A 13,207-nucleotide genomic window follows, 5' to 3' on the forward strand; every position below is an offset into this window, starting at 1 on the left:
GGGGGCGGGGGGCGGGGCCGGCCCCCACCCGCGCTTGCCCCCCGGGCGCCGGCCGGGTGGCCCCCACCGCCCGCTGTGTCCCCCCCGCAGGGCGCGGGGGGGGGGGGGGGCCCCCCCCCCCCCCCCCGGCCGCCGTTGCCTACTGTATGCCGTGATCGGACACGGAAGCCGTATGCGAAGTTCGTTGTACCGCAGCCGACCCGCATGCCGCAGGCCAAGGTCAGCCCAGCCCCCGCGCATCCTGCTTCAGCGCCGTGTCGACGGTCAGCGCCGTCGCCACCACGAGGCTCAGCAGCGGCTCGGGCAGCTGATAGTGGATCTGCAGGACGTAGTTGTCCGCGGTCGTGAACAGCGTCTTGGCGAGGCCTTCCCAGGTCTTGGTGATCCGGGCGACCTCGTTGTCCGCGTGGTCGACGATGGCGAAGTTCCAGGCCCGCCAGTTCTCCGCCTTGATGGCACCGACCTTCTGGCCGTTCGCGTTCATCGCGAAGTTGATCTTGCCGATCATGTTCTGCTGGACGATCTCGCCCACCGGCGAGCCGTCCGGGCGTTGCACGAGCACCTTCGACTTGAAGATCTTCCGCGGCCGGGTCAGCAGCAGCTGCGGCTGGCCGTAGGCGTCGCGGATCTCCAGCTTGTGCGTCATGAACTGGTCGAGGCTGGAGACGAAGCGCAGGATCTTCTTGATGATCCCCTGCCCGACCTGGACGACCGAGCCGATCTGGTTGCCGTTCTGATCCATGACCTTGTACTCGTTGGTCACCTCGATCAGCTTGGCCTTCTGGTTCACCACCAGGACCGGCTCGGTGAACAGGGTGCCGCCGCCGGGGCCGCCGGCGGCGACTCCTGCCTGCTGCTGCACCTGCCGCTGCACGCGGTCGTCACCGGCGGGCTGCTGCGGGACGGCCGCCTGCGGAGCAGCCTGCTGGGCGCCCTGCTGGTCCGGGCTGGTGTGGTCGGTCCACTGCACGCCGTCCCAGTAACGGAGTGTCTGGGGCGCCCCGTGCGGATCGGGGTACCAGCCTGCAGGAGTGTTCGATTGCGTGGTCACCGGGGCACACTACCCTGAGCTGACCGGTACCTGACCAGTCCCACGTTGCGGTATTCATCGTCCGTTTAATCCGTGACGATCGCCGGGTCGCTGACTCCGGGGCGCCCGTTCTCGACATGTCCGGCGAACCGGCGCAGAAAGGCCGGGTCGGCGCCGGACGTGACGGTGAGGTCGTACCAGCGGTGGCTCGCCGCGAGGTCCACGGTGAGCCGGACCCTCGCCCCGGGCCGCACGGTGACCGTCCGCGGCCGGCCGCCGTAGCCGTCGGTCAGCTTCAGCCGCTCCGTGCCGGAGCCCTTGTTGGTGAAGGTGAGTTCGATGTCGTCGCCGGAGTGCCGGGCGGTGACCTCGGGGCCGGAGGTCTTCCCCGGCCCCTTGAAGACGCGCAGGAAGCCGTTCGGGCCGTGCACGGTGAGGTCGTGGGAGCCGCCGGAGTACGCCGAGTTCCAGGTGTCGGAGACGGACTTGCCGGCCTCGGTGGTGTAACTCCAGGGGCCGTCGGCGCGGTTGCCGGAGGTGACGAGGAAGGCGGCGCCGGCCTTCGCCCCGGAGGCGAAGGTGAGCGTGAACGTCCCGGCCGCCGTGTCCGCCGAACCGTCCACCACCGGCGCGTACCTGAGCGGGCGGGTGGGCCGGTGGCCGCGCTCCTGCCTGGGGAGGGCCGGGCCGGCGGGCGGTGCCGGCACGTAGTCGGGGTGGCGGTCGTGATCCGGCGGCCGGTAGCCGGCGGTGCTCGGCAGGGAGACCGGCCGGGTGTCCGTACGGGAGAAGTCGAAGGCCGAGGTCAGGTCGCCGCAGACGGCCCGCCGCCAGGGCGAGATGTTCGGCTCGTGCACGCCGAAGCGGCGCTCCATGAACCGGATGACGGAGGTGTGGTCCATCGTCTCCGAGCAGACGTAACCGCCCTTGCTCCACGGGGAGACGACCAGCATCGGCACGCGCTGGCCGAGCCCGTAGGGCCCGGCCACGTGGCTGCCGTCGCCCTGGAACAGGTCCGGCCCGACGTCGACCGTCGACCTGCCCTGCGCGGCGGAGGCCGGCGGGAAGGGCGGGATCAGGTGGTCGAAGAATCCGTCGTTCTCGTCGTAGGTGATGAGCAGGGCCGTCTTCGCCCACACCGCCGGGTCGCAGGTGAGGGCGTCGAGGACCTGGGCGATGTACCAGGCGCCGTAGTTGGCCGGCCAGTTGGGGTGCTCGGTGAAGGCCTCCGGAGCCACGACCCACGACACCTGCGGCAGCCTGCCGCCCTTGACGTCGGCCTTGAGCCGGTCGAAGAAGCCCTCTCCCGCGCCGGCGTCGGTGCCGGTACGGGCCTTGTCGTACAGCGGGTCGCCGGGCCGGGCGGTCCGGTACTGCTTGAAGTAGAGGAGGGAGTTGTCACCGTAGTTGCCGCGGTAGGCGTCCTGGATCCAGCCCCAGGATCCGTTCGCGTCCAGGCCGTCGCCGACGTCCTGGTACACCTTCCACGAGATCCCGGCCCTCTCCAGGCGCTCGGGGTACGTCGTCCAGGCGTAGCCCGCCTCGTCGTTGCCGAGGACCGGTCCGCCGCCCTGCCCGTCGTTGCCGGTGTATCCCGTCCACAGGTAGTAGCGGTTGGGGTCCGTGGAACCGATGAACGAGCAGTGGTAGGCGTCGCAGACGGTGAAGGCGTCGGCGAGCGCATAGTGGAACGGGATGTCGTCGCGGGTCAGGTATGCCATCGTTGTCGACGACTTGGCGGGCACCCATGTGTCGTACTTGCCCTGGTTGAAGGCGGCGTGTCCGTCGTTCCAGCCGTGCGGCAGGTCCTGGATGAACGCGAGCCCCAGGTCGTCGGCGTCGGGGTGGAACGGCAGCAGGTCCCTGGTGCCGTCCGACTGGTACCACACCGGCTTTCCGTCGGGGCGGGTCACCGGGCGCGGGTCACCGAAGCCGCGGACGCCTCCGAGTGAGCCGAAGTAGTGGTCGAAGGAACGGTTCTCCTGCATGAGGACGACGATGTGCTCGACGTCCTCGATCGACCCGGTGCGATGGTCGGCGGGCAGCGCGGCGGCGCGCTCGATGCTGTTGGACAGTGCGGTGAACGCCGTGGTGGCACCCGCGAGCTGGAGGAATCGGCGCCGGTTGACTTCGGGCATGGGTGAGGGACCTCTCATCCTGGCGTACGGGGTGGCCGGAACGTGACGGATGATGCGCGGTGCGAGTGTTCCAAGAGCACCGAACGTCAGGGAAGGGCCCGGTGGCATCCATGTGACAGGCGTCGGTACGTGAGGCCAAGACCTCACCAAGAAGACGCCGCGCCGGAAAGGGGGCCGGAAAGCGGCGGTTGGCCGAGAACATCGCCACTGCCGCCCCGGGCGACCGTTCCTCCGCACGGCCCGAACCGTTCGGTCCACGCCAATGCCGCCCGTCGCCCTCACCGGGCCGTCCGGCACGTGCCCACCCTGCCGCACCGGTCGGCCGTACATTGAACACCGTGCACGCTTACCGAATGTGAGCAGTCATCACATCAGTGCCACACGGCCCTCACGTCAGGGGCGCTTCCGGCCGACCAGCCCTCCGGGCATCCCCGCAGGGGCAGACGGTGCGTTCGCCGGCTGCCTAGCCTCCCGGGCCATGCGATCACCACTGATGAGACGCCTCGGCCCCACCACCGTCCTCGCCTTCCTGCTCGCCGTGTTCGGCCTGACCCCGAACGCGAGCGCGGCCGACCCCGCGCCGGCCGACCTGACGTTCACCTCCGACAGCGCCACCACCACGCCCGGCGGCACGGTGAACCTGTCGATGACGATCACCAACCACAGGACCTACGACATCTGGTTCGTGTACCAGACGATCGACCCGACCTGGCTGACCACCCAGCGTCCCGACCTGAAGTACGGCTTCACCGGCTGCTCCCTGGCCACGGCCGCCGGCAGCACCCCGTGCTCCGGAACCGGCCCGGCCAACCTCGGGACCGACTACGGCTCCACCATCCCGCCGGGGCAGAGCCGCACGGTGACGCTGACGCTGCAGGTCGCCGCCGACTCCGGCTGCAACGGCAACATCGGCTTCTACTCGTACTACTACGCCGAGTTCAGCGACAGCACGAACACCAGCGGCGGCCCGGTCCACACGCCCGAGACGCGCGTGCTCTGCGCCTGACGGGCCACCGGAACCGCAGCGCGCATGACTTGAAACGACCCCCGCACCCCGGCATTCGGCGCGGTCCGGACCACCGGTACACCGCCCGGCGGACCCCACGGGTCCGCCGGGTGCGCGTTTCAGGCCCCGGACCAGCGGGCGGGGGTTCTCAGTCCCCCTCACCGGCCGCGTGCCCCGGCCACCGTCGAACGCCGAAATCGACGACGCAGCCGGCCCATTTGGCCACCTGCGCTTTCACGTCATGTTTCGCAACACGACCACGGAAGCTGCACACAGACCTCACCATGTGACCCGACGGATGCGTCGACGACCGGCTTCTGAGGGGGACGCCGGGGTCGCGCAAGGGGGTGCGTCCGCTCCATGGGAGCCGTGCTCGCCCCTGCCCGGGGAGGGGACTTCACCGCATGAAGCGCACCTTACGCACCACCGCGCCGACGGTGGGCGCGCTCATCGCCGCACTGGGCCTGCCGGCCGGCACGGCACACGCGGACACCACCGAGCCCCGCATCGATCTCAGGGTCCTGCTGGTGAGCGACGGCGGCCCGGCCACCGACGCCATCGCGGCCGAACTGGACACGGCGGGCACGCCGTACACCGAGGTCGACCTGACTCGGCCGAACCGTCCGGTGATCGGTGCGGGTTTCCTCGCGGACACCCTGGACGGCGGGCCCCGCGCCAAGTACCAGGCCGTCGTCCTGCCCAACGACAACCCCTTCGCGGCCGGCTCCGCCGAGATGGCGGCCCTGGCGGCCTACGAGCAGACGTACGCGATCCCGCAGGTCGACGCCTACACCTACGCGCGTCCGGAGGCCGGACTCCAGTACCCGGTCTCCGGCGGCTACTCCGGCAGCGTCGACGGCGTACGGGCCGAGGTGACCACCGCCGGCAAGGCGGGCCCCTTCGGCTACCTCGACGGTGCGGTGCTCTTCGAGGACAACTCGCCGTCCGTGGGCGAGAGTTACGCCTACCTGGCGTCGCCCGCCGCCGGCGCGGACTTCACCCCGTACATCGAGGCGCCCATCCCGGGGACACCGAAGCAGGGTTCGCTGGTGGGCGAGTACCGGCACGACGGGCGGCGCGAGCTGGTCGTCACCTTCGTCTGCAACCAGTACCAGCAGCAGTTCCGGTTGCTGGCCCGGGGCATCGTGGAGTGGATGACCGGCGGCGTGCACCTGGGCGCTTCCCGGAACTACTTCGCCGTGCACGTCGACGACGTGTTCGCCGCCGACGACCGCTGGGACACCCGGCTCAACTGCACGCCCGGCGACGTCGACTGCGCCAACGACCAGGGCAAGCCCAGCCCGATCCGCATGACGTCCGCGGACGTCGACCACGCCACCGCCTGGCAGAGCGCGCACCACTTCACCCTCGACCTGGCCTTCAACGGCGCCGGCAGCGTCGACCAGCGCGCGGACAACGACGGCGTGGACGAGCTCGCCGACAAGCTGATCGCCGACCGGAACCGGTTCCGCTGGATCAACCACACCTACACGCACGCCTTCCTGGGCTGCGAGCAGGACACCACGGTGGTGCCCTGGAAGTGCGCCACCAACGCCGACGGCAGCACCGAGTGGGTCAGCCGGACGACCGTCGACGACGAGATCGCGAACAACCGCGTCTGGGGAAGGACGGCCGGACTTCCTCTGCGGGACGACGAGTTGGTGACCGGCGAGCACTCGGGCCTGATGGTGCTGCCCCAGCAGCCCGCCGACAACCCCGGCCTGGCGCTCGCCCTCGCCGACAACGGCATCGCCTACACCGGCTCGGACAACTCCCGTGAGCCCGGCCAGCGCCGGGTCGGCCCGGCCCTGACCGTCCCCCGCTATCCGGTGAACGTCTTCTACAACGCGGGCAAGGCGGCCGAGGAGGTCGACGAGTACAACTGGATCTACACCTCCCGCGCCCAGGGCGGCAGCGGCGTCTGCGAGGACAGTCCGGCGACCACCACCTGCCTCACGGCACCCCTGGACACCACCACCGGCTACGCGGACCGGATCGTGCCGCAGGAAACACGGACCGACCTCGGGCACGTTCTGTCCAACGACCCCAGGCCGCACTTCATCCACCAGTCGAACCTGGCCGAGGAACGCGTCGCCTACCCGGTGCTGGACGGCGTCCTCGACGGCTACGACGCCCTGTTCGCGGACAACACCCCCGTGGTGAACCTGCGGATGAAGGACATCGGCACCGAGCTGAAGCGGCGCGCCGCCTGGCAGACCGCTCTGCGGGCAGGGCAGGTCACCGCCTACCGCATCGGCGGCACCGTGACCGTCGACGCGCCCAGCGGTGTCGCGGTCACCGCGACCCTGCCCACCGGCACGACGCTGAACGGTTCCGGCTACGGCGAGGCGTACGCGGGCGCGCTGTCCGGCTGGACGCCCTCGGCCGGCTCCCCGCTGACCCTCACCCTGCCGTCGACCGCCGCCGCCCCGGCCGCGACCGCCGACGCGGGCGAGGCCGTCACGGCCACGAGGCCCGCCCCGGACACCCGCGTCCCGGCGGGCGTGAAGGACCAGGTTCCGTACACCGTCACCGCGGAGAACTGAACGGGCGCACCGACCCGAAGGTCCCTGCCGCCCACCCGTGGCCGGGACCGGCACGACGACCCCACACCCCGGCCGTGGAGCACATCGATGCACGTTCACCACGGCGCGCGACGCCCCGGCGCAACGCGCGTCACCCTGCTCACCGAAGGTACCTATCCGCACAGTCACGGCGGTGTCAGCGTCTGGTGCGACCAGCTCGTCCAGGGCATGCCCGGCATCGACTTCGATGTCGTCGCCGTCACCGGCAGCGGACGCGAGCCCGTCGTGTGGGACCTGCCCGCGCACGTCTCGTCCCTCCGGTCCGTCCCGATGTGGGGTGCCCCGCCCGACGGCCGCCCGCCCCGGGGCCGGGCCCGCCACCGGCTCGCCGCCGCCTACGAGCACTTCCTGACCGCGCTGCTCGATCCGTGCGCCGAGGACGGGTTCGCGCCCGCCCTGTACGGCATGGCGCGGGCGGCGGCGGACGGGACGCTGAGCGCGTTCCTGCGCGGTGACCGGGCGGTGGCTGTCCTGGCCGCCGTGTGGAACCGTCCGGGCCTGGCGGTACGGGAGGCCCGGCCGACCCTGCACGACGCGCTCACCGCGACCGCCCTGCTGGAGCACGCCCTGCGCCCGCTGGCCGCGCCGCCCCCCGAGGAGGGGGTCGCGCACGCGGTCAGCGGCGGTGTCGCGGTCCTACCGGGGCTCGCCGGTCTCGAACGGCACGGTGTTCCCCTGCTGCTGACCGAGCACGGCGTCTATCTGCGCGAGCGCTACCTCGGCTACCGCACCGCCCCCTACCGCTGGCCCGTGAAGGCCGTGGTCCTGGGCTTCTTCCGGCTGCTGGCGGAGGAGAGCTACCGCCGGGCCGCGCTGATCACGCCGGGCAACCGCTACAACCGGTTGTGGGAGGAGCAGGGCGGTGCCGATCCGCGGTCGATCCGCACGGTCTACAACGGCGTGGACCCGGCCGCGTTCCCGCCCGCCGGACCGGAGCCGGACGTGCCCGCCCTCAGCTGGGCGGGCCGGGTGGACCCGATCAAGGACCTGGAGACCCTCATCCGCGCCTTCTGCCTCGTCAGGGAGCGAATACCCCAGGCGCGTCTGCGCTTGTTCGGCGGCACGCCGCGAGGCGGGGAGGCCTATCGGGAGCGGTGCGCGGCGCTGGCCGCCGAGCTCGGGCACGGGGACGCCGTGACGTTCGAGGGCCGGGTGGAGGACATCAAGGACGCCTACGCGGCCGGGAACGTCGTGATGCTCTCCAGCATCAGCGAAGGCTTCCCGTTCACGTTGATCGAGGCGATGTCGTGCGGGCGGGCGACCGTCTCCACCGACGTGGGCGGGGTGCGGGAGGCGGTCGGCGACACCGGCCTGGTGGTGCCGCCGCGCGATCCGGCCGCCATGGCCGCCGCAGCGCTGGAGCTGCTGGGCAACCCGGCGCGGCGGCGGGCGATGGGCGAGGCGGCTCGGCTGAGGGTGATCGAGCAGTTCACCCTGCGGCAGACCATCGACACCTTCCGGTCCATCTATCTCGAACTGCCCACGCCGGAGCGGCACCCGGCGGCCCGTGAGGCCTCGCTCCGCACGCTGACGCCGGCGGGCACGGGCACGGGGAGCCTGGCCGGATGAGCGGGCCGATGTCCCTCGAACCCGGCGGCGCGGAACGGGACACCCTGGCGCTCCGGCTGGCCGAACCCCGCCGGCCCCGCCGGCCGCGCCGCCGCCCGAGCTGGGCCCTCGACGACACCGCCCTCGCCGTCCGGCTGCCGGGACCCGGTCCCGACGAGGAGGCGGTCAGCCGGCTGGCCGCCGAACTCGCCGACCGCGTCGGCCCGGCCGTCCACCCCTACGAGGTCGCGGCGCTGCTGGAGGCGGAGGGCCTGTCGGCCGACGTGATCCGGGAGCGGTACCGGCATCCGAACCTGTTCTCGCTGGCCGCCGCGCTGTACGAGCGGGTGCCGCGCACGTTCCCCGAGCCCGCCCCGGCGGCCGGCCCCTGGCGCCCGGACCATGTGCGCTGCCTGCTGCGGGGCGTGCTGTTCGCGTTGCCGGGACTGGCCTACCCGCTCACCGCACCGCTGTGGAACGCCGGTCGGCACACCGCCGTGCTGATCGTGGCGGGGCTCGTGTCGTGGGCCTGGGGGCAGGCGCTCGGTCACCGCGCCCACCTCAGGATGGCGACGGGGCGCCGGGAGGCCGCCCGTACGCTGCTGACCGGGGCGCCTGTGGGAGCGGCGGTGGCCACGGGTGTCGCCGCACTGCCCGCCGGGGGCGGCCCGGTGACCCTGGTGGCCGCGGCACAGTCGCTGTACCTGGCGGCGGCGGGCGTGTTGCTGGTGCTGGCCCGGGAGCGGCTGCTGCTGGCCGCGCTGTCCCCGCTCGTCGCCGGGGCGGCGGTACTGCCCTGGTGGGAGCCGGGCACCTGGGCGCGGGCCGGGCTGCCCCTGCTGGCGCTGGCGGCGGCCCTCGCCGTCACCGGCCGTGTCCTGCGGGCCGCACTCGCCGCCCCCGCCGCACCCGGCGCCGCCCCGCCGCGGCTGCTCGCCTCCCTGCCGTACGGGCTGTTCGGGCTGGCCGCCGGGGTGCTGGTGCTGCTGGAGGGCCGGCGGGAGCCGTACGCGGTGATCGCGCTGACGGCCAGCATGGGACCGGCCGAGTGGCTGCTGTACCGGTTCCGGGGGCTGTCGGTCTCGGCGCTGCGCGCGACCGCGTCCCCGGCCGCCTTCCTGCTGCGGTCGGCCGGCATCCTCGCCGGCTGTCTGCTCGCCTACGTGCTTCCCCTGCTGCCCGCGGCCCTGCTCACCGGCGCCGAACCGGTCGCGCTGCTGCTGCTGGCGGCCACCCTGTGGACGGCGCTGCTGCTCCAGGCGTTCGGGGTGGCCTGGCCGTCGGCCGCGATCTGCCTGGCGGCGGCGGGCGGCGCCGGGGCGGTCACGCTGCTGCGCCTCCCACCGGGCCCGCGGGTCCTGTCCCTGTGTTGCGGCGCCGCCGCGCTGTGTCTGGCGGCGTGCGCGCTGCGGCTGCTCGGCCGGCCGGCCCGGCACATGTGACGCCCCGGCCCCTGTGGACCGCCTCCCTGTACCTCCCTGCACGCGCATGCGAACCCCGACCCACCGGAAGGACACCCCCGTTGAGCTCACCACCGCTCGCCGCCGTCACCGGAGCCGAGGGCTTCATCGGCTCGCACCTGACCGAGACCCTGGTCACCTCCGGGTTCCGGGTCAGGGCGATGGCCCAGTACAACTCCTTCTCCTCGTACGGCTGGCTGGAGACCCTGCGCCCGGACGTCCTGGACCAGGTGGAGATCGTCCTCGGCGACGTCCGCGACCCGGGTTCGGTGCGCGGGCTGCTCGAAGGAGCCGACGTGGCCTACCACCTGGCCGCACTGATCGCGATCCCGTACTCCTACCGGGCGCCGCACAGCTACGTCGACACCAACGTCACCGGCACGCTCAACGTGCTGGAGGCGGTGCGCGCGCTCGGCACGCCCCGACTGGTGCACACCTCCACCAGCGAGACGTACGGCACCGCGCAGACCGTGCCGATCACCGAGGACCACCCCGTCAACACCCAATCGCCGTACGCCGCTTCGAAGGCGGGCGGGGACCGGCTGGCCGACAGCTACCACGCGAGCTTCGGCACTCCGGTGGTGACGCTCAGGCCGTTCAACACCTTCGGGCCCAGGCAGTCGATGCGCGCGGTGATCCCCACGGTGATCGGGCAGGTGGCGGCCGGGGAGCGCACCATCACCCTCGGCGACCTGCGTCCCACCCGGGACTTCACGTACGTCGGGGACACCGCGCGGGCGTTCCTCGCGGTCGGCACCGCACCCGCCGAGCGCGTCGTGGGCCGCACCTTCAACGCCGGTACCGGCGGGGAGATCTCGGTCGGCGACCTGGTCGCGTTGATCGGCAAGGTGATGGACACCGCCCTCGACGTGCGCGAGGACGCCGGTCGCATCCGGCCCGCCGCCTCGGAGGTGATGCGGCTGGTCGCGGACGCGAGCAGGCTCGCAGCGGCGACCGGCTGGCGGCCCGCGCACACGCTGGAGGAAGGCCTCGCGCACACCGTGGAGTTCTTCCGCGACCCGGCGAACCTGGCCCGGTACAAGACCGGCATCTACAACATCTGATCGCGTCCGGAACCGTCCCAGCACGTCTGCGCACGTTCACGAAGGAGGAGTTCCATGTACGCGGTGATCCTGGCGGGAGGCAAGGGCGTCCGGCTGCGGCCCTACACCACGTCGCTGCCCAAGCCGCTCGTTCCCATCGGTGACCAGTACGCCATCCTGGAGATCGTGCTGCGCCAGCTGTCCACGGCCGGCTTCACGCACTGCACCCTCGCCATCGGCCACCTGGGCGAGATCATCCGCGCGTACGTCGGCGACGGCTCGCAGTGGGGCATGGCCGTCGACTACGCCACCGAGGACAGCCCGCTCGGCACCATGGGCCCGCTGCTCACCCTGCGCGACAGGCTGCCCGAGACGTTCCTGGTGATGAACGGCGACGTCCTCACCGACCTCGACTACGCCGACGTACTGCGCACCCACCGCGAGGCGGGCGCGCCGCTGACCATCGCGACGTACGCCCGGAGCGTGCAGATCGACTTCGGGGTGCTGACGACGGACGACTGCAAGGTGGTCGCGTTCACCGAGAAGCCCAGCGTCGACTGCCGCGTCTCGATGGGGGTCTACGGCCTGTCGCGCTCCACCCTGGAGGGCTACACGCCCGGGCTGCCGCTGGGCTTCGACGAGCTGGTCCTCGACCTGCTGGCAAAACAACAGCCGCCGTACGCCTACGATTTCGAAGGGTACTGGCTGGACATCGGCCGCCCGGACGACTACGACCGGGCCAACGCCGAGTTCACCACCCGCAAGTCGCTTCTGCTCAAGGGAGACTGAGCACCGCATGCGCATTCTCGTCCTGGGCGGCAGCGGATACCTGGGCTCTCACGTCGTCGAGCGGCTGCGGGCCCTGCCGGGCGCGCTGGTCCTGGGCGGCGGCCGCTCGCCCGCCGCCGCGTTCGCCGTCGATCTGGCCACCGACCGGCCGGAGCGGCTGGCGAAGACCCTCGCTTCGGCGGCACCCGACGCCGTGGTCAACTGCGCGGGCGCGACCGGCGGCGACGCCGTGACCCTCGCCGAGGTCAACGCCCGCGGCCCGGCGGTGCTGTGCGCGGCGCTGCGCGCGGCGGCCCCTGCGGCGCGTCTGGTCCACCTGGGCTCGGCCGCCGAGTACGGCCCGGGCCGCCCGGGCACCGCGGTGACGGAGTCGGCGGCCACCCGGCCGGTCGGCCCGTACGGCGCGACCAAGCTCGCGGGCACTGTCACGGTTACCGCCTCCGGCCTGGACGCGGTGGTGCTGCGGGTGGGCAACCCGGTAGGGCCGGGGGCGCCGGCCTCCTCCCTGCCCGGCCGGATCGCCGCACTGCTGCGCGCGGCGGGCCCGGACCCGGAGGCGGTGCTGCGGCTCGGGGACCTGTCCGCCCACCGCGACTTCGTCGACGCACGCGACGTCGCCCGGGCGGCGGCGCGGGCGGTCACGGCACCCGGCCCGCTGCCGCCCGTGCTCAATGTCAGCGGGGGCCGTGCGGTCCCGGTGCGGGAGCTGGTGCGGGTCCTGGCAGGCCGGGCCGACTTCGCGGGGCGGATCGAGGAGGACACGGAGGGCGGGTCGGCGCGTTCGGCCGAGGTGTCGTGGCAGTGCTCGGACGTCACCGCCGCCGGCGAGGCCCTGGGCTGGCGGCCGTCGTACACCCTCGACGACGCGCTGGCCGCGCTGTGGGCGGCGGCGGCCCGGGAAGGCGGCCGGGTCCCGTGAGCCTGCTGATCCCGCTGTACGTGCACCCGGCCCAGGACCCGGGTGCCTGGCACCGCCTGATCAGGTCCGCCGCCCGGACGTACGCGGTCGTCCTCAACCCCGCGAGCGGACCGGGCAGGGCCCCCGACCGGGCGTTCGCCGCGGCGGCCGAGGCGCTGCGGGCCGCGGGGGCGCGGCTGCTCGGCTATGTCGACACCGACTACGGGGCCCGCGACCGGGCCGAGATCGCCGACGAGCTGCGCCGGCACCAGGTGTGGTACGCGGCCGACGGCTGCTTCCTCGACCGGGTGACCGCGGCCCCGGCCGGACTGCCCGCCTGCCGCAGGCTGGTCCGGACGGTGCGCCGCCTCGGTGCCGGCACGGTCGTACTGAACCCGGGTGTCCACCCGGCGCCGGGATACGCCCGCCTCGCCGACCTGACCGTCACCTTCGAGGGCCACTGGTCGACGTACGTCTCCGCCTTCACCCGGCCGGCCTGGACGGCCCGCCACCCCTCCGAGCGGCTGTGCCACCTCGTCTACGGCGTCCCCGAGGCCCTCGTCCCCCTCGCCGTGCGCACCGCCCACGAGCGCGGGGCGGCGGTGTGCGGTCCGGTGACGGGTGAACCTCCCAATCCCTGGGGGCGGTTGACGCCCGCACTGAACGGCGTGGAGTGCTGACGGAATGAGGGCGCGGCGGCCAACAGGGCT

General features: G+C 72.8%; 10 protein-coding genes. 8 read left to right on the top strand and 2 right to left on the bottom strand.

The window, feature by feature from the left end; all coding sequences use genetic code 11:
• Window positions 1-220: 220 nt before the first annotated feature.
• Window positions 221-1,051, bottom strand: coding sequence for a phospholipid scramblase-related protein (locus ACIBBH_RS10190; protein WP_399403793.1), 831 nt, complete (start codon window positions 1,049-1,051; stop codon window positions 221-223).
• A 65-nt stretch (window positions 1,052-1,116) separates the two neighbouring features.
• Window positions 1,117-3,168, bottom strand: a complete 2,052-nt coding sequence (locus ACIBBH_RS10195; RefSeq protein ID WP_399403794.1) for a phosphocholine-specific phospholipase C — start codon at window positions 3,166-3,168, stop codon at window positions 1,117-1,119.
• 478 nt (window positions 3,169-3,646) lie between these two features.
• Here ACIBBH_RS10195 and ACIBBH_RS10200 point away from each other — a divergent pair, with 478 nt between their 5' ends.
• The 8 genes from ACIBBH_RS10200 (at window position 3,647) to ACIBBH_RS10235 (ending at window position 13,177) form a co-directional block, all read left to right on the top strand.
• Window positions 3,647-4,174, top strand: a complete 528-nt coding sequence (locus ACIBBH_RS10200) for a hypothetical protein (RefSeq protein WP_399403795.1) — start codon at window positions 3,647-3,649, stop codon at window positions 4,172-4,174.
• A gap of 404 nt (window positions 4,175-4,578) precedes the next feature.
• Window positions 4,579-6,720, top strand: coding sequence for a hypothetical protein (locus tag ACIBBH_RS10205; RefSeq protein ID WP_399403796.1), 2,142 nt, complete (start codon window positions 4,579-4,581; stop codon window positions 6,718-6,720).
• 87 nt (window positions 6,721-6,807) lie between these two features.
• Complete coding sequence (gene pelF, locus ACIBBH_RS10210; RefSeq protein ID WP_399403797.1) at window positions 6,808-8,328, top strand: GT4 family glycosyltransferase PelF; 1,521 nt, start codon at window positions 6,808-6,810, stop codon at window positions 8,326-8,328.
• Window positions 8,325-9,749: a hypothetical protein gene (locus ACIBBH_RS10215; RefSeq protein ID WP_399403798.1), complete on the top strand. Its 1,425-nt coding sequence runs from the start codon at window positions 8,325-8,327 to the stop codon at window positions 9,747-9,749. The genes pelF and ACIBBH_RS10215 overlap by 4 nt, the downstream gene beginning before the upstream one ends.
• A gap of 80 nt (window positions 9,750-9,829) precedes the next feature.
• Window positions 9,830-10,831: a GDP-mannose 4,6-dehydratase gene (locus tag ACIBBH_RS10220; protein WP_399403799.1), complete on the top strand. Its 1,002-nt coding sequence runs from the start codon at window positions 9,830-9,832 to the stop codon at window positions 10,829-10,831.
• Between the two features lie 54 nt (window positions 10,832-10,885).
• The gene (locus ACIBBH_RS10225) at window positions 10,886-11,599 is read left to right on the top strand and encodes an NDP-sugar synthase (RefSeq protein WP_399403800.1); all 714 of its coding nucleotides are present in this window, start codon (window positions 10,886-10,888) and stop codon (window positions 11,597-11,599) included.
• 7 nt (window positions 11,600-11,606) lie between these two features.
• Window positions 11,607-12,518: an NAD-dependent epimerase/dehydratase family protein gene (locus ACIBBH_RS10230; RefSeq protein WP_399403801.1), complete on the top strand. Its 912-nt coding sequence runs from the start codon at window positions 11,607-11,609 to the stop codon at window positions 12,516-12,518.
• Window positions 12,515-13,177: a spherulation-specific family 4 protein gene (locus ACIBBH_RS10235; protein ID WP_399403802.1), complete on the top strand. Its 663-nt coding sequence runs from the start codon at window positions 12,515-12,517 to the stop codon at window positions 13,175-13,177. The genes ACIBBH_RS10230 and ACIBBH_RS10235 overlap by 4 nt, the downstream gene beginning before the upstream one ends.
• Window positions 13,178-13,207 lie beyond the last annotated feature (30 nt).

It is taken from the genome of Streptomyces sp. NPDC051636, from assembly GCF_044453765.1.
Classification (GTDB): Bacteria; Actinomycetota; Actinomycetes; order Streptomycetales; family Streptomycetaceae; genus Streptomyces.